At 63.8% G+C, this 16,303-nt stretch carries 20 protein-coding genes; 17 read left to right on the forward strand and 3 right to left on the reverse strand.

Annotation, left to right across the window (positions count from 1 at the left end; genetic code table 11):
- Window positions 1-30 precede the first annotated feature (30 nt).
- The 4 genes from ACQ4MM_RS14920 (at window position 31) to ACQ4MM_RS14935 (ending at window position 3,688) form a co-directional block, all read left to right on the forward strand.
- Window positions 31-357, forward strand: a complete 327-nt coding sequence (locus ACQ4MM_RS14920) for a PspC domain-containing protein (protein WP_431478085.1) — start codon at window positions 31-33, stop codon at window positions 355-357.
- Between the two features lie 12 nt (window positions 358-369).
- The gene (lpdA, locus tag ACQ4MM_RS14925; protein ID WP_431478086.1) at window positions 370-1,803 is read left to right on the forward strand and encodes a dihydrolipoyl dehydrogenase; all 1,434 of its coding nucleotides are present in this window, start codon (window positions 370-372) and stop codon (window positions 1,801-1,803) included.
- Between the two features lie 72 nt (window positions 1,804-1,875).
- Window positions 1,876-2,973, forward strand: a complete 1,098-nt coding sequence (gene zapE, locus ACQ4MM_RS14930) for a cell division protein ZapE (protein ID WP_431478087.1) — start codon at window positions 1,876-1,878, stop codon at window positions 2,971-2,973.
- Window positions 2,974-2,986: 13 nt separating this feature from the next.
- Window positions 2,987-3,688: a hypothetical protein gene (locus ACQ4MM_RS14935; protein ID WP_431478088.1), complete on the forward strand. Its 702-nt coding sequence runs from the start codon at window positions 2,987-2,989 to the stop codon at window positions 3,686-3,688.
- On the opposite strand, the gene ACQ4MM_RS14940 is transcribed toward ACQ4MM_RS14935, so the two are convergent.
- Window positions 3,685-4,491 (reverse strand): PP2C family protein-serine/threonine phosphatase, encoded by an 807-nt coding sequence (locus ACQ4MM_RS14940; RefSeq protein WP_431478089.1) that lies wholly within the window; start codon window positions 4,489-4,491, stop codon window positions 3,685-3,687. The genes ACQ4MM_RS14935 and ACQ4MM_RS14940 overlap by 4 nt on opposite strands.
- Before the next feature lie 135 nt (window positions 4,492-4,626).
- Here ACQ4MM_RS14940 and ACQ4MM_RS14945 point away from each other — a divergent pair, with 135 nt between their 5' ends.
- The 4 genes from ACQ4MM_RS14945 to ACQ4MM_RS14960 are packed head-to-tail and all read left to right on the forward strand — an operon-like array spanning window position 4,627 to window position 8,767.
- Window positions 4,627-4,827, forward strand: coding sequence for a YdcH family protein (locus ACQ4MM_RS14945; RefSeq protein ID WP_055931517.1), 201 nt, complete (start codon window positions 4,627-4,629; stop codon window positions 4,825-4,827).
- Window positions 4,828-4,853: 26 nt separating this feature from the next.
- The gene (locus tag ACQ4MM_RS14950; protein ID WP_431478090.1) at window positions 4,854-6,869 is read left to right on the forward strand and encodes an ATP-dependent DNA helicase; all 2,016 of its coding nucleotides are present in this window, start codon (window positions 4,854-4,856) and stop codon (window positions 6,867-6,869) included.
- 15 nt (window positions 6,870-6,884) lie between these two features.
- Window positions 6,885-7,928, forward strand: coding sequence for a DUF2157 domain-containing protein (locus tag ACQ4MM_RS14955; RefSeq protein WP_431478091.1), 1,044 nt, complete (start codon window positions 6,885-6,887; stop codon window positions 7,926-7,928).
- On the forward strand, window positions 7,925-8,767 hold the full coding sequence (locus ACQ4MM_RS14960; RefSeq protein ID WP_431478092.1) for an alpha/beta hydrolase: 843 nt from the start codon (window positions 7,925-7,927) through the stop codon (window positions 8,765-8,767). The genes ACQ4MM_RS14955 and ACQ4MM_RS14960 overlap by 4 nt, the downstream gene beginning before the upstream one ends.
- Here the strand turns inward: ACQ4MM_RS14960 and ACQ4MM_RS14965 are convergent.
- Window positions 8,764-9,528, reverse strand: a complete 765-nt coding sequence (locus tag ACQ4MM_RS14965; protein WP_431478093.1) for a hypothetical protein — start codon at window positions 9,526-9,528, stop codon at window positions 8,764-8,766. The genes ACQ4MM_RS14960 and ACQ4MM_RS14965 overlap by 4 nt on opposite strands.
- Before the next feature lie 108 nt (window positions 9,529-9,636).
- Here ACQ4MM_RS14965 and ACQ4MM_RS14970 point away from each other — a divergent pair, with 108 nt between their 5' ends.
- From ACQ4MM_RS14970 to ACQ4MM_RS15010, 9 genes are read left to right on the forward strand one after another with little or no spacing between them, the layout of a single operon-like run.
- Window positions 9,637-10,302: a DUF6683 family protein gene (locus ACQ4MM_RS14970; protein ID WP_431478094.1), complete on the forward strand. Its 666-nt coding sequence runs from the start codon at window positions 9,637-9,639 to the stop codon at window positions 10,300-10,302.
- On the forward strand, window positions 10,299-10,682 hold the full coding sequence (locus ACQ4MM_RS14975; protein ID WP_431478095.1) for a hypothetical protein: 384 nt from the start codon (window positions 10,299-10,301) through the stop codon (window positions 10,680-10,682). Before ACQ4MM_RS14970 ends, ACQ4MM_RS14975 begins: the two co-directional genes overlap by 4 nt.
- A complete protein-coding gene (locus ACQ4MM_RS14980) occupies window positions 10,679-11,368 on the forward strand; it encodes a DUF6683 family protein (RefSeq protein WP_431478096.1) in 690 nt (229 codons plus the stop codon). The genes ACQ4MM_RS14975 and ACQ4MM_RS14980 overlap by 4 nt, the downstream gene beginning before the upstream one ends.
- Window positions 11,365-11,727: a GFA family protein gene (locus ACQ4MM_RS14985; protein ID WP_431478097.1), complete on the forward strand. Its 363-nt coding sequence runs from the start codon at window positions 11,365-11,367 to the stop codon at window positions 11,725-11,727. The genes ACQ4MM_RS14980 and ACQ4MM_RS14985 overlap by 4 nt, the downstream gene beginning before the upstream one ends.
- Window positions 11,724-12,194 carry a hypothetical protein gene (locus ACQ4MM_RS14990; protein ID WP_431478098.1) on the forward strand — a complete coding sequence of 157 codons (471 nt, stop codon included), beginning with the start codon at window positions 11,724-11,726 and terminating at the stop codon, window positions 12,192-12,194. Before ACQ4MM_RS14985 ends, ACQ4MM_RS14990 begins: the two co-directional genes overlap by 4 nt.
- Window positions 12,195-12,200: 6 nt before the next feature.
- Entirely contained in the window at window positions 12,201-13,412 is a 1,212-nt protein-coding gene (locus ACQ4MM_RS14995) for a helix-turn-helix domain-containing protein (RefSeq protein ID WP_431478099.1), read from the forward strand.
- 48 nt (window positions 13,413-13,460) lie between these two features.
- A complete protein-coding gene (locus ACQ4MM_RS15000; RefSeq protein WP_431478100.1) occupies window positions 13,461-14,114 on the forward strand; it encodes a Vgb family protein in 654 nt (217 codons plus the stop codon).
- Between the two features lie 2 nt (window positions 14,115-14,116).
- Window positions 14,117-14,851, forward strand: coding sequence for a DUF899 domain-containing protein (locus ACQ4MM_RS15005; RefSeq protein ID WP_431478101.1), 735 nt, complete (start codon window positions 14,117-14,119; stop codon window positions 14,849-14,851).
- Between the two features lie 12 nt (window positions 14,852-14,863).
- A complete protein-coding gene (locus ACQ4MM_RS15010) occupies window positions 14,864-15,268 on the forward strand; it encodes a hypothetical protein (protein WP_431478102.1) in 405 nt (134 codons plus the stop codon).
- Here ACQ4MM_RS15010 and ACQ4MM_RS15015 read toward each other — a convergent pair.
- A complete protein-coding gene (locus ACQ4MM_RS15015) occupies window positions 15,258-16,232 on the reverse strand; it encodes an NADPH:quinone oxidoreductase family protein (RefSeq protein WP_431478103.1) in 975 nt (324 codons plus the stop codon). The two genes, ACQ4MM_RS15010 and ACQ4MM_RS15015, sit on opposite strands and share 11 nt — an antisense overlap.
- Between the last annotated feature and the right edge of the window lie 71 nt (window positions 16,233-16,303).

A 16,303-nucleotide genomic window follows, 5' to 3' on the forward strand; every position in this document is an offset into this window, starting at 1 on the left:
GGCGGCCTTTGCATGCCTGAAGGGAGTCACATGAGCGTCTCCGAAGAACTGAAGCGCCTGCACGAACTGCACCAGGCCGGTGCCCTGAGCGATGAAGAATTCGCCCGTGCCAAGGAAAAGCTGCTGCAAGGCGGCAGCAGCCAACAGGCTGGCGACGATTTCGTCGCCGAAGTCGGCAAGCTGCGCCGTTCCAACACCGACCGCTGGCTAGGCGGCGTGTGCGGCGGCATCGCCAAGCAATCCGGCATCGAGTCCTGGATCTGGCGCCTGATCTTCGTTCTGGTCGCATCATGCCTCGGCTTCGGCGGGCTGATTTACATCCTTATGTGGATTTTCGTCCCCACGGACGACCAATGATTGGGAAAAGACATGAGCAACAAACAATTTGACGTAGTAGTTATCGGCGCCGGTCCTGGCGGTTACATCGCCGCGATCCGCGCAGCGCAACTGGGCTTCTCCGTGGCCTGTATCGACGAATGGAGCAACGACGCCGGCAAGCCAGCCCCAGGCGGCACCTGCACCAACGTAGGCTGCATCCCATCGAAAGCGCTGCTGCAATCGTCCGAACACTTCGATCACGCATCGCACGGCTTCAAAGAGCACGGCATCAACGTAGAAGGCCTGTCCTTCGACGTCGCCCAGATGCTGAAGCGTAAGAACACCGTTGTTAAGCAAAACAACGACGGCATCCTGTTCCTGTTCAAGAAGAACAAGGTCACCTTCTTCCACGGCCGCGGCGCATTCGCCGGCGCCGCTGGTGCGGAAGGCTACCCGATCGCCATCTCCGGTACTACCACCGACACCATCACCGGCAAGCAGATCATTGTTGCTACCGGCTCCAACCCGCGTGCACTGCCTGGCGCACCGTTCGACGAGAAACTGATTCTGTCGAACACCGGCGCCCTCAACATCGAAACCGTACCGGCCAAGCTGGGCGTGATCGGCGCCGGCGTGATCGGCCTGGAACTGGGCTCCGTATGGCGCCGCCTGGGCTCCGAGGTGACCGTGCTGGAAGGCCTGCCGACCTTCCTGGGCGCAGTCGACGAGCAGATCGCCAAGGAAGCGCACAAGCTGCTGACCAAGCAAGGCCTGTCGATCAACCTGTCCTGCAAGATCACCAAGGTCGAAGCCGGCAAGAACAACGTCACCGTTGAATACACCGACGCCAAGGGCGAAGCCCAGAAGTCCGTGTTCGACAAGCTGATCGTGTCGATCGGCCGTACCGCCAACACCATCGGCCTGGGCGCCGACAAAGTGGGCCTGGCTGTCGACGAGCGCGGCATGATCAGCGTGGATGAAGACTGCAAGACCAACCTGCCAAACGTATGGGCAATCGGCGACGTGGTACGTGGCCCGATGCTGGCGCACAAGGCGGAAGAAGAAGGAGTTGCCGTGGCCGAGCGTATCGCCGGCCAGCATGGCCACACCAACTTCAACACCCTGCCGTCCGTCATCTACACCCATCCGGAAATCGCTTCCGTGGGCAAGACCGAGCAGCAACTGAAGGCCGAAGGCGTGGCGTACAAAGCCGGCACCTTCCCATTCCTGGCGAACGGCCGCGCACGCGCGCTGGGCGATACCAACGGCATGGTGAAGTTCCTGGCCGATGCAACCACCGACGAGATCCTGGGCGTGCACATCGTGGGCCCAATGGCTTCCGAGCTGATCTCCGAAGCGGTTGTGGCGATGGAGTTCAAGGCTTCGGCAGAAGACATCGCGCGCATCTGCCATGCACACCCATCGCTGTCCGAAGCGACCAAGGAAGCTGCGCTGGCTGTTGATAAGCGTACGCTGAACTTCTAATCTAAGGGGTCTGGCTCCGACATGTGACACGCGCAGCGTGTTGCATGTTGGCTGCCTGACCCCATGGTTCTTATGAACGTCCAAGAGTTTTACCAGCACGCGCTCACACAGCGCGACTTCAAAGCCGACGCCGCCCAACAGCGTGCCGTCGACCGCCTGCAGCAGTGCTACGACGATTGGGTCGAGTACAAGTCCCAGCGCTCGAATTCCTTCAAACGCCTGATCAACCGCCCGACGCCTCCGCGTGGCGTGTACATGTGGGGCGGGGTAGGGCGCGGCAAGTCGTTTCTGATGGATTCGTTCTATTCGGTGATCCCGCTGGTGCGCAAGACGCGCCTGCACTTTCACGAATTCATGCGCGACGTCCACATGCAGCTCGACGAGCTGCGCGGCGTGGAAGACCCGCTGGACGAAGTTGCAAGACGGATCGCCAAGAAGTACCGCCTGATCTGCTTCGATGAATTCCACGTATCGGACGTGGCCGACGCCATGATCCTGTATAACCTGATGAAGGCGCTGTACGACAATGGCGTGTCCTTCATCATGACCTCGAACTACGAGCCGTCCACCTTGTACCCGGACGGCCTGCACCGCGACCGCATCCTGCCCACCATCGCCCTGCTGAAGGAAAAGATGGACGTGCTGAACGTGGATGCCGGTGTCGATTACCGCGGCCGCGCGCTGGAGCAGGTGGATGCCTACTACACGCCGCTTAACGCCAATACCGACCACCAGTTGCGCGAAGCTTTCGCGCGCGTGGCCGAAACCTCCGATGAAGACCCGCACATTCATGTCGAAGGCCGCGAGCTCAGAGCGCTGCGCCGCGCAGGTACCATCATCTGGTTCGATTTCGCCACGCTGTGCGGCGGGCCCCGCTCGCAGAACGACTACCTGGAAATCGCCAGCCGCTTCCATACCGTGATATTGTCCGGTATTCCGATGATGTCGGCCGGACAATCGTCCGAAGCGCGCCGTTTCACCTGGCTGATTGACGTGTTCTACGACCAGAAGGTCAAGTTGATCATGTCGGCCGAGGTGGAGCCGGAAGAGCTGTACACCTCCGGTGTGCTGTCCAACGAATTCCACCGCACCGTGTCGCGCATCGTCGAGATGCAATCGCGCGAGTATATGGAAAAGGAACAGCGCGGCGCCGCCGAAAAGCTGTCCTGACAAGGAGAAAAATTTGAAGAACTGGATCTGGCTGGCCTTGATGCTGCCAAGCGCGGTGCTGGCGCAGGACATCGGCCGTCCGGCAACGACGGGAGCCCCGCGCATCCCCGAAACCCACTCGGTCGAGCAGGCTGACGCGCGCCTGGCGCAATTGGGCAAGGACCGGGCAGAGGTGGAGGCGGAGTTCAGCGCCAGCGAACAGCTTTGCTACGAAAAGTTCTTCGTTAATGCCTGCATCGACAAGGCCAAGGAACAGCGCCGCCTGCGCCTGGCTGAACTGCGCTCGGTGGAAGTGGAAGCGAACTACTTCAAGCGCCGCAATGCAGTGGAAGTGCGCGACCGTGAACTGGCGGACCGCGCCCAGAAGGATGCCGCGGAAGCGGCTTATAACGCCGACCACCCAAGGCCGGTGAAGCCGAATCCTGAACTGAAGGCGGCGCCCAAGCCGGCCGCAGTGTCGGTACAGCAGCGCCAGGCGCAGCACGATGCCCGTGAACGCGCCCGCGCCGCCCAGGAAGCCGCCGCCGCACCGGAACGCGCTGCCAATGCCGCTGCATTCGAGCGCAAGAAAGCGGAATCGGAAAAGCGGCAGGCGCAAGTCAAGGCCAAGCTGGCCGAGAAGGAAGAGAAGAAGCGCAGCGCCGCAGAAGCACAGAAGGCCGCAGCGGCGAAAGCCGAGGCTGCGGCCAAGGCCGAAGCTGCGAAAAAGCCTTAAACGGCTTTGCGCAGCTTCTGCACAGTGTAGTTGACCGGCTCCTTCGGCGGGGCGACCAGCTTGATGATCGCCATCGAGCAGTTGTCGCCCTTGCCCTGCGCTCGCTCGCGGGCCTTGTTGATCAGCAGTTCGGCTGCTTCGCGCGGCGATTTCTTGGCGATGGCGCTCGCCAGCTCCACGTCCGCGAAATAAGACCACAAACCGTCCGAGCAAAGCAGGAATGCGTTGCCCGCCTTCAGGTTTTCCTGAACGCCGAAAGTGATGAAGGGCTCGCGGTGCTTATTTCCCAGCGCGTTGCTGAGCAACTTGGCCTGACGGTGCTTGCGCGCCGCTTCTTCGGGCAGGTTTTCCTTTTCCATCAGGTGCGCGACGTACTCGGCATCGCTGCTGCGGGCCAGGCATTCCTTGTTGTCAAAACGATACAAACGTGAATCGCCAACGATGGCCCAGGCGGCCTGGCGTTCGGGCGTCAGCACCATCAGCACGATGCTCGATTGCGGCTCGCTGGCACCGGTGCGCGGGTCCATGACCAGGATCTGGTGGACGTCGTTCGCGATTTCGCGCAGCAATTCTTGCAGTCGCGGCAAGTGGACCGACTCTGCGGCCCGGTATTCATCAAACAATTGTTTGGCCGTATGCAGCACTTGTTCAGCACCAGTGGCGCCGCCGCTGATGCCATCGGCCAGGACGGCCAGCACATAGCCGGGCGCTTTCTGCGCAGTAAACAACGCGACACGGTCATTTTGTTGGGGCCGGCTACCGATATGTTGCGCGGTTCCGGCCTCGATTTTGTACGTGCTCATAGGGACTTGACAGCTTCTTTCCAATGACTACCTGAGTTAAACTATGCACAGTATGCAGTTTCGTTGCAAGTATAGCCTGTTGTCCGTACGAAACTGTAAGCAAACGTTAATCGAAATCGTGCCGACTTTCCATTTATGATCAACAAAGAAGAAATTCAGCGTCGCATCGTTGAGCTCGATGTCGAGCACCGCGACCTGGATGCAGTCATTGAAATGTTGACCCTGGATGGTCACCACGATCAACTTCAGTTGCGGCGCCTCAAGAAGCGCAAGTTGCAATTGAAAGACTATATCACCCTGCTGAAAATGCAATTGGTGCCCGACGTACCGGCCTGAGCAGGGCCACTCATCCATCTACGAACTTGACAGATCCACAACAGCCGACCGCCGTTCCCGGCGCGCCGAACGATCCGGTTTTGGCTCCGGGGGCGCATGACGCCGATATTGAGCGCCTGTTTGGGCCCGGCGGCCCCTTGGGTCCCGCCGTGGGCGGTTTTCGTCCACGCAAATCGCAGACCGAGATGGCCAAGGCGATTGCCGATGCTATCGCCAAGCAGCAGACGCTGATCGCCGAGGCAGGTACCGGCACCGGCAAGACCTTCGCCTACCTGGTGCCGGCCCTGCTGTGGGGCGGCAAGACTATCGTCTCCACCGGTACCAAGAATTTGCAAGACCAGTTGTTCCTGCGCGACATCCCGACCATCCGCGCCGCGCTGCAGGCGCCGGTCTCGGTGGCGCTGCTGAAAGGGCGCTCCAACTACCTGTGCCACTACCACCTGGAGCGCACGCTGCAGAACGGCCGCATGACGTCGCGCGAAGACGTCGGCTACCTGCGCGAGATTTCGCGCTTTCTGAAGATGACCAGCACCGGCGACAAGGCCGAACTGGCGCGCGTGCCGGAAAATGCCCTGGTGTGGAACCTGGTGACGTCGACCCGCGAGAATTGCATGGGGCAGGAGTGCCAGTACTACCAGGACTGTTTCGTGATGAAGGCGCGCCGCGAGGCGCAGCAGGCCGACGTGGTGGTGGTCAACCACCACCTGTTCTTCGCCGACGTGGCGCTGAAAGATACCGGCGTGGCCGAACTGCTGCCCTCCGCCAATACCGTGATCTTCGACGAGGCACACCAGTTGCCCGATACCGCCACCTTGTTCTTCGGCGACACCATCTCCACCTCGCAGATCCTGGAGCTGTGCCGCGACGTGCTGGCCGAGGGCCTGGCCCATGCGCGCGACGGCGCCGAATGGGCCAAGGTCGTCACGCCGGTGGAAAAGGCGGCGCGCGACCTGCGCCTGACCTTCACGCAGGACATCGTGCGCATGTCGCTGCCGCAGATCGCACCATCCAGCGATTTCTTCCCCGCGCTGCAGACGCTGAAGGATGAACTGGTCGATATGGTGGCCGTGCTGGACAAGAACGCCGAGCGCGCCGAGACCATCGAGCAATGCCGCGTGCGCGGCAATGAGCTGTCGGCCCGCCTGGAAGCGTGGAAGTTCGACCCGAAGGCGAAAGTGGCCGCGGGCGAGGAGGCGGTGTTCTGGGTAGAGGCCTTCCAAAGCTCGCTGCAGTTGCATAAAACCCCGCTGTCGATCGCACCGATCTTCAATGGTCAGCGCGAAGGCGTGCCGCGCAGCTGGATCTTCACCTCCGCCACGCTGGCGGTGAAAAACGACTTCACCCATTTCGCCCAGCAAATGGGCCTGGAGAACGAAGTCGCGCGCAACTGGCCCAGCCCGTTCAATTACGAAGAGCAGGGCATCCTGTACGTGCCGCAGGGCTTGCCGGACCCGAATTCGATGGGTTATACCGACGCCGTGCTCGATGCGGCGCTGCCCATCATCGAAGCCGCCGGCGGCCGCACTTTCCTGTTGTGCACCACGCTACGTGCGGTCAAGCGGGCGGCCGAGCGCCTGCGCGACGAATTCGACAAGCGCGGCCTGAAGTTCCCGCTGTTCGTGCAAGGCGACCGTGGCCGCACCGAACTGCTGGACCAGTTCCGCAAGGCCGGCAACGGCGTGCTGATCGGCTCCCAGAGCTTCTGGGAAGGCGTGGACGTGCGCGGCGAAGCGCTGTCGCTGGTGATCATCGACAAGCTCCCGTTCGCGCCGCCTGACGACCCGGTGCTGGCCGCGCGCATCGAAGTGATGGAGCGCCAGGGCCTGAACGGCTTCATGGGCCACACCCTGCCGGAAGCGATCATCAACCTGAAGCAGGGCGCCGGGCGCCTGATCCGCGACGAGGGCGACCGTGGGGTGCTGATGCTGTGCGATCCGCGAGTGATCTCCAAGCCATACGGCCGCCGCATCTGGCAAAGCCTGCCGCCATTCAAGCGTACGCGCGAGGCTGCCGACGTCATGGAATTCTTCAAAGATCACTGAGCCCAGGGATACGCAATGAAACTGACGCGAGCGATGTTGGATGAGGCGGCAGGCCAGGGCCTGCTGGATGCGGGCCAGGCTGGGCGCTTGTGGCAGTTCCTGGTCGAGCGTGAACAGCATACGCCCGGCTTCAAGCCGGCGCATATCCTGTACTACCTGGGGGGCTTGATCGCCATCGGCGCCATGTCGCTGTTCATGACGCTGGGCTGGGAGTCGTTCGGCGGCACCGGCCTGCTGTTCATTTCCATTTGCTATATGGTAGCGGCGCTAGGCGCGGTCGAATGGCTGCGCGTGCGCGGCCTGGTGCTGCCGGCCGGGGTGCTGGCGGCCTTCGCCGTGGTGCTGGTGCCGCTCGCAGTTTATGGCTTGCAGCATATGCTGGGCCTATGGGCGGGCGGTGGCGCCGGCAGTTCGTACCGTAACTACCACTACTACATCGACTGGCGCTGGATCTTCATGGAGCTGGCCACGCTGGCTGCCGGCGCCGTGGTGCTGTGGCGCTACCGCATGCCGTTCACGGTGATGCCGCTGGCGGTGACCCTGTGGTACATGAGCATGGATGTGACCGAAATGCTGCTTGGCCATTACAGCCTGTTCTCCCGCGAAGGCAAAATCATCTCGGCGGTATTCGGCGTCGCCATGACGCTGCTCGCCCTGTGGATCGACCTGCGCAACCGAAGCAGCAAGGACTACGCGTTCTGGCTGTATATCTGGGGCGTACTGACGTTCTGGGGCGCCTTGTCTTCGATGGACTCCGGCAGCGAGTTCGGGAAGCTGGTCTATTGCCTGATCAACGTCCTGATGATCGGCATCGGAGCAGCCTTGTCGCGCCGCGTTTTCGCCGTATTCGGCGGCTTTGGCCTGGCCGGCTACCTTGGCCACTTGTCGTACACCGTTTTCCGCGACAGCCTGCTGTTCCCGGTCGCCCTGACCGCAATCGGCATCGCCATCATCGCCGCCGGCGTGTTCTGGCAGCGTCGCGAAGCAGCGATCGGGGCCGGCTTGCGCCAATGGCTGCCCGGTCCCGTGCGCCTGTTGGTCGAACGCCGCGCAGCATGAGGCTACGCAACGCGCTTGCGCTCCTTGTGACCGCTGGCGCGCTGGCCGGCCTGTGGTCGGTCGGGTGGGCGCTATCCAAGCCCGTCAATCATCCCGTCGCCATGCCTGCGGACCTTGGCTTTGAGCCGGTGCTGGCCGGCAGCACGCACGGCTCCTTGCTGCGAGTGCCCGGTGCGAAGCGTTGTGTACTGCTGATGCACGGTATCCGTGGCGACCGCCGCGCGATGGCCGGTCGCGCCGCATTCCTGCGCGATGCAGGCTGGACCTCGCTCGCCATCGACTTGCAGGCACATGGCGAAACGGCGGGCGAAATGATTACGTTTGGCCATCGAGAGGCCAACGATGCCGGCAATGGCGTCGCCTACCTGCGTACCCATGGATGCGGGACCGTGGTCGCAATCGGTCAGTCATTAGGCGGGGCGGCGGCTTTGCTGGGCAGCGGACCTGTGGCGGTCGACGGCTTCGTCCTGGAGTCGGTCTATCCGACCATTGAAGATGCGGTGGCGAACCGGCTGGCAATGCGCTTTGGCGGAGTGGGGCGGCTTGCCGCGCCCCTGCTTTATTGGCAGTTGCCCTTGCGCACCGGCGTGGCGCGCGAGGACCTTCGGCCAGTGCAGGCGATTCGCCAGGTCCAGGTCCCTGTGCTGGTCGCAGGCGGGACGCGAGACACCCAGACGCCGTCAGAAGAAACCCGCCGGCTGTTCGAAGCGGCCGGCGGCGCCAAAACCCTTTGGCTGGTGGAGGGGGCGATCCACGAGGACCTCTACGCCTTCAATCCAGCCGAGTACCGGGTCAGGCTATTGCGCTTCCTCGATACGCTCGAAGCGGTGGCAGGCTAGCGCAGTTCCTGCGGCGCTTCGCCGCTAACAAGCCAGTTGCCGATTGCCCGATAGACTTGCGAGCGCTGGCCGTGCAGGCCGTGGGCGCTTTCACGGCTGCAGTCGCGCAGGGTGCCGGCGTAGACCTGCGGGAAAGCCAGGCTGTCAACCGCGATCAGGGGAAAGAAGCGCGCTTTCCGATAACTTTCGCGGAAGGGCAGGCAGGCGTCGCGCCGGTGATGCACGCCAAGCACCGGCCGTTTCAGGTGCGGGACTTCGGCCCAGGCATCGCCGCTGCCGTTGATCAGCACCACCGCATCAACTGATGGCAAGCGGTTGGCGACATACGCGGCCGAAAAGGCGCCGTCGCTGCTGCCCATCAGGACGATGCGCGCCTGCGGATGACGCTTGCGCATGAAATCGACCACGGCGGCCACATCCTGCCGGTGCGCGGCGCCTTGGCGGCTGCCGATATCCAGCACTTCATGGTCGCTGGCGGTGTCCAGCGCCACCATGGCGCCGATCTGTTCCGCCATCTGGCGCTGTGCGCCGAACAAGGTATCCGGATCGGTCGGCAGGCTGCCCGGCCAGACCCCCTGCAAGCCGCGCTGGCCCGAGCCGCCGGCCAGGTAGAGCACAACGTGGCCGGCTGCGTGTTCGCCAGTCATCTCCAGCACACGCACGGTGGCGCCGGGCCGCGTCGGAATATCCAGCAGGACTTCGCCGGCCTGCGCCACGCCGTGCAGCGCGAGGGCCAGCCATGCCAGCGTGTGCATCCACATTTGCCATCTCCTGTGCCGAGTGACTTTCACGCACCCTGATTCAATTGGCGCGTTATGCAAAATTGTATATTCTCCGACAACGTTTTGTGCAAAAGTCGAGGTGACACGATGAAGTGCAAGTTGATCTTGGGCCTGCTCGCAATTGCGCTGGCGCCCGCCGCGCACAGCCAGTGCTGCGGCTTTGGCATGAGCTACGATAACGTTGTGGTCTGGCCGCAGCCGGACCTGCGCATTCCGGTTCCTTCGCCAGCCAATGCGAAGAAGGCTGCACCGATCCTGCCGAAATCCAGGCCGGCCGTGCAGGCCAACGCGCATAAGCTTGCCCAGCACTTCCCGGCTGAAAAGCGCGTGGAGATGGAAAGGGTCTATTTGCAAAGCATGGACGTGTACCTCCAGGTTGAGAAAAAAATGGGCTGGACGCCGCGCGACATGGCAGGCGGCCTGGCGGCGTTCCTGGTTGGTAACTACATGGTCTTGAAAAATACCGAAGTCCCGGACGAGGATTTCAACGCCGTCGCCAGGCAAATCCGCGCCCAGAACAAGCTCCAGAACATCAATGACCGCAACGAGGCGGACAAGGTGCGCGATGTCTTCGAACAAAGCGCCATGATCGGCGCCTTCATGGCCCTGGCCCACAAATCGCACCAGCAGCAACCGCAGCCTCCGGCCGTCTATGAAAACATGCGCAACGCCGCGCGCGAAAACCTGCAACTGGTGCTGAAGGGCGATCCGGCCAAGCTTCTCATCGACAAAAACGGCATGAGGTTCCAATGACGATCTTTATCAAGAAGTTGTGCAATGCATTCATCACGGATGCAGTCGTCAATCGCCGCCTCGGCGGGGCAGCTGGGCGCAGTGTGGAAGCGATCGGCGCCGCCATTGGTGGATTGTGGGTGGGCGGTATCGTCACCGTATCGGCCGACGCGCTGGACTGGGTTCCGAACCTCATGAACAAGGCGGTGCATGACGATTTGCAGCCGGTGCATATCCTCTTGCGCGAAGTGCGTTCGGTGCGGCGTGAGTTCGGCATCCTGACCGGCATCGTGGTGGTCGAACTGGAGGAGGGCGGCGAATTCCGCTTCCGCTGCTTCAATGCGCGCAGCGTGGCGGAGAATATGTCCGACCTGCTGCCTAGCCAGGTGATGAGCGCATGAGGCGCCTGCGGCAGGCCGCGCTGTGCGCCGCGTTGCTTGCGGCATCGGCGGCCCGGGCACAAGGTTATGTAGGCCTGGGGCTGGATTATTCGATGACGACGGCGCCGATGATCAACTTCGCCAATATGGCGGTGATGAACAACAATGCGATGAATACCGGCGCCCGTTCGCGCAGCAAGCCTGCGCGCCTGGATGCGCCGCCGGCGGTGCAGCGCAATGCGCAGGAACTGGCCAGGGTATTTCCAGCATCGAGCCAGGCCGCGATGACCCAGGCTTTTCAGCATAGCATGGATATCTACCAGCAGATCGCCGCCAAAATGGGCTGGCAGCGCGACGACCTGGATGGTGCAATGGCGGCTTTCATCGTCGGCAATTACATGGTATTTGCCAATCGCGATGTGCCGGACGAAGAGTTCGCTGCAGTGGCCGAGCAACTGCGCCAGGGCGGTGGCACGCGCCGGCTGGCCGAGAAACAAAGCGCAGGAACGATCCGCAACCTGTACGAAAAAAGTGCGATGGTGGGCGCCTTCATGGCGCTGGCGTACAAGTCGCAGCAGCAAAAGGCACAACCGGAGCAGGTGGCGGCCAACCTGCGCAACAGCGCACGCGAGAACCTGAAGCTGGTTTTGGGGACCGATCCCGAGCGCCTGCAGATCGATGAGCGAGGTGTTATGCTTGTCAAATGACCATCCTTAACGGTTCCTGCCACTGCGGCGCCATCACGATCGAGGTGGCGGCTGCGCCGGCCTACCTGATCGACTGCAACTGCTCAATCTGCCGCCGCACGCGGGCGCTGTGGGCCCTCTACCCTGATGACGCCGTGCGCATCGAGGGCGATCCGGCAGGTACCGAGGATTACGTCTGGGGCGACAAATCGCTGCGCACGGTGCGCTGCCGCTCTTGCGGCTGCGTCACGCACTGGAAGTCGCTGCAGCCCAATGGCGATGGCCGCATGGGCGTCAACATGGCCAACTTCGCGCCGCAAGCGGTGGCCCCGCTGGAGCGGCGCAAGTTTGATGGCGCCGATACCTGGACCTATCTATGATCGCCGACCTGCCGCAAGATGCCTTGTTGCAGCGTTACCGTGAGCAGGGCGCATACACCGATTGCTTCGCCATCGACGTGCCGCGCCAGGTGGCGCACGCGGCTTTTGTCGAGGCGTTCTATACCACTGGGGTATTCAAGCTGGAGCGCCTGTTGCTGGCGCTATTCGTTGCGCGCCCTTCGCGCGATGCGGAAGCGCGCGAGCTGGCGAGCGGCCAGCGCGAACAGTTTGCGGCGTGGTCGGTGGAAGGACGCGCGCCCGGCCAATTGCTGATGTGCGATTTCGCCGGTAGCACGCGCTCCTGGCTGATGGCATCGCCGGCCGGGCAGGGTACGCGCCTGTACTTTGGTTCGGCCGTGGTGCGCTCGCGGCAAGGCGGCGCGTTTCGCGCGCTGCTCGGCTTCCATCAACTCTACTCGCGGATCCTGTTGCGCGCCGCGGTGTCGCGCGTACTCAAGGCCGGCTGAGCCGCGATGGACTCGCTGATCACCGCGTCGGCCCGCTCCCTTGCCAGCGGTGATGTGCTGGGCGCCCTGAAGCATGTTGCCCTGCGCGGCGATCCACCTGCGCTGGCCCTGCGCGGCATTGCCATGGCGCGCTTGGGCGACTTCCCCAAGGCGCGCGAACTGCTGCGCCGTGCCGCCCGTGGCTTCGGTTCGCACGAAGAACTGGCGCGGGCCCGCTGCGTGGTCGCCGAGGCCGAAGTGGCGCTGGCCATGCGCGATTTCGCCGGCCCGCCGCGCGTGCTGGCGACTGCGCTGGCGGTGCTGGAAACCCACGGCGACTACGGCAATGCGCTGCAGGCGCGCCTGATCGCCGCCCGGAAATCACTGTTGTTGGGCCGACTGGAAGCTGCCGCTGCAGAACTGTCGCGCCTCGATATGCGCGCCCTGACGCCGGCATTGGCGGCGGTGGCGCAGTTGGCCACAGCCGAATTGGCAACGCGTTCGCTGCGCCCGGCGGCGGCACGGGCGGCGCTCGCGCATGCACGTGCGGCAGCCGCGCGTTCGGGCGTGCCGGAGCTATTGGCCGAGGTGATGGAAGCCAACGCCGCGCTACAGCGCCCGGTTGCGCGGCGCCACGGCGGCGGCGAAATGTCGCTCGATGAAGTGGCTGCGCTGCTGGCATCCGACACGCTGGTGCTGGATGCCTGTCGGCGCGGCTTGGGCAGCGGCGCCATTTGGCGCCCATTGGCGCGCAGGCCGGTGTTGTTCGCGCTGGCCCGCGCGCTGGTTGAGGCTTGGCCGGGCGACGCCGGGCGCGAGCTGCTGATCGAACAAGCTTTCAATACCCGCCGTCCCGACGAGACCCACCGCGCGCGCCTGCGGGTCGAGATCGGCCGCCTGCGCGCGCTGTTCAAAGGCCTTGCCAGCATTGAGGCTACGCCGCTCGGCTTTACGATCCGGCCTTTGGCTGGCCGCGCGGTGGCGGTGCTGGAGCCGCCCATCGACGGCGAGCAGGCGTCGCTGTTGGCGCTGTTGTCCGATGGCGCCGCCTGGTCGACTTCCGCGCTGGCGCTGGCGCTCGATGCCAGCCAGCGCACTGTCCAGCGCGCGCTGGCTGAGCTGGAGGCGGCCGGGCAGGTGCGCGCGATCGGCAACGCGCGCACGCGGCGCTGGCTGGCGCCGCCGCTGGCCGGATTCACGACAATCTTGTTACTCCCTGCTGCACTGCCGTTGGAATAAAGTTCACTTGCGGCGCCGATCAAGGCGCGCCTCATAAGGAGCATGGCAATGACCCGAAATTCAAACAAGGTGCGCAAGGCGGAAATCCTGCGCGAATACGGCCCGTTCGACGGCGTTACCAAAGTCGGCGGCGTTACTTACGACGGCCATCTGGTGTGGGCTGCTACCGGCGCCCGCCTGGTCGGCTTCGATCCGAAAAACGGTAAAGCGGAACGCACGCTGGAACTTGCCGCCGATGCCGGCACGGCGTTCGACGGCAAGTTCCTGTACCAGATCGCCGCTGAGCGGATCAACAAGATCGATCCGGCCAGCGGTACGGTGGTGTCGTCGATCCCCGCGCCCGGCAAGGGCGGCGACTCGGGCCTGGCCTGGGCGGAAGGCAGCCTCTGGGTAGGGCAGTACCGCGAGCGCAAGATCCACCAGATCAATCCCGAGACGGGGGCAGTATTGCGTACCGTCGAATCGAACCGCTTCGTCACCGGCGTAACGTGGGTGGACGGTGAGCTGTGGCACGGCACCTGGGAGGGTGACCAGAGCGATATCCGCCACGTCGACCCGCACAGCGGCGCCGTGCTGGAGCTGCTGGAAATGCCGCCCGGCGTATTCGTCAGCGGCCTGGAATCCGATGGCGCCGGCTTGTTCTATGCCGGCGGCGAAAACAGCGGCAAAGTGCGTGCGGTGCGTCGCCCGCAGGGAGAATGACCATGAATACCATCGTCAATCAAGAGCAATGGGTAGCGCAGCGCAAGCAATTGCTGGTGCGCGAGAAAGAATTGATGCGCCAGCAGGACCAGTTGGCCAGCGACCGGCGTGCCTTGCCGTGGGTGCGCGTGGACAAGCAGTATGTGTTCGACACACCGCAGGGGAAACGCTCGCTGTCCGACCTGTTTGAAGGACGCAGCCAGCTGGTGCTGCAGCACTTCATGTTCGCGCCCGGCCAGGAGCGCGGCTGCGCGCACTGTTCCTACATGGCCGACCATACGGACGGCGCGTTGTCGCACCTGGCCCAGCGCGATGTAAGCCTGGTGGTGGTGTCGCGTGCACCGCTGGCCAGCCTGGAGCGCATGCGCAAGGAGATGGGCTGGCAGTTCAGGTGGGTGTCGTCGGGCGAAAGCGATTTCAATTACGATTTCCACGTCAGCTTCGCGCCGGAAGAAATGGCCGGCGGCGAGGTCTATTACAACTACACCGGGCAAGGCTTTCCGCACGAAGACGCGCCTGGCGTCAGCGTGTTCTACAAGGATGAGGCGGGCGTGGTCTACCACACCTATTCGACCTTTGGCCGCGGCGTGGAAGTGATGATGCACACCTATCGCTTCCTCGATATCACGCCACTGGGGCGGCACGAAGAGGGCTTGCCCTACACCATGGCTTGGGTCAGGCACCACGACCGCTACGCGCAGCCGGCCGCGTCGTGCTGCAGCTCGTCGCACGCCTGATGCGGGGATGCCATGCCAAGCTTCCGGCCCTGGCGGGCCGTGACGGCGATCGCCTGTGGCCACATGGCGTCGATGGCGGTGGTGGCCGCAGCGCTGGCCTTCAGGCTGCCACTGGACCGCTCGGCGCTGCAATGGGGGGCGGGAGTGTTGCTGGCTGCCGCGCTGGCCTGGCGCCTTGGCAAGGGGCACGCGCTGGCGGGGCAGGCGGGAATGGCGCTGTGGACTTTCATCACATCGACTGCGCACGGCGCCGGCTTCGTGCTGATGCCGGCCTTGATGACGGTCTGCGGCGCCGGCGCCACGGGGCCGCTGTTGCAGGTCCTGGCCGCGCTGGGCCTGCACCTGGCGGCAATGCTTGCTGCGAACGGTGCGGTTTTTTACCTTGCCGCCCGCTTGGTGCGATGGCTCAAGGCTTGACGATCACCTTGCCGGTGACCTTGCGTGCGGCCATGGCTTCCAGCGCACGGGGCGTGTCGGGCAGCGCGTAGCGCGCCGAAATGTGAGGGCGGATCTTGCCTTCGGCCAGCCAGCCCAGTAGCTGCATCATGCCGGCCAGGTTGGCCTTCGGTTCGCGTTTGACGAATTCGCCCCAGAACACGCCCATCAGCGAAGCGCCTTTGAGCAGCGTGAGGTTCAGCGGCAGCTTCGGAATTTCGCCGTTGGCAAAACCCACCACCAGGTAGCGCCCGCGCCAGCCGATCGAGCGGAAGGCCGGCTCGGCGTATTCGCCGCCAACCGGGTCGTAGATCACGTCCGGGCCCTTGCCGTCGGTGGCAGCCTTGATTGCCTCGCGCAGGTCGGCGCTGCCGTAGTTGATCAGGACGTCGGCGCCGTGCTCCTTGCAGACGGCCAGCTTTTCTTCACTGGAGGCGGCGGCAATCACGCGCGCGCCGAGCGCCTTGCCGATCTCGATGGCGGCCAGTCCAACGCCGCCGGCGGCGCCCAGCACCAGCATGGTCTCGCCGGCTTTGAGCTGGGCGCGGTCGACCACCGCGTGGTGCGAGGTCCCGTACGTCAGGGTAATCGCGGCGGCGGTATCGAAATCCATCCCCGGTGGCATCGGCATCAGCGCAGCCGCGGGCACCAGCAGCTGTTCGGCGAAGCCGCCGTGCGCGGAGAAGGCGATTACCTTGTCGCCCGCCTTGAAGCCCTGCACGCCTTGGCCCACCGACAGCACCACGCCCGAGACTTCGTTGCCGGGCGTGAAGGGCAGGGCCGGCTTGTACTGGTACTTGCCCTGGATGATCAGCACATCGGGGAAGTTCACGGCTGCCGCCTTCACCTGCAGCACTACCTGGCCCGGGCCAGGCTGCGGGTCGGGCACATCTTCCAGCACCAGCGTGTCGGGCAAGCCCCATTCCTTGCAAACGATAGCCTTCATTTGGTCTCCATGGTGGTCGAATAGCGCGATTGGAACGATCGTACGATTATGCCCGAGATCACTTTGCGCCG

The sequence above is a fragment of the Massilia eburnea genome (assembly GCF_050709955.1).
GTDB lineage: Bacteria > Pseudomonadota > Gammaproteobacteria > Burkholderiales > Burkholderiaceae_D > Rugamonas > Rugamonas eburnea_A.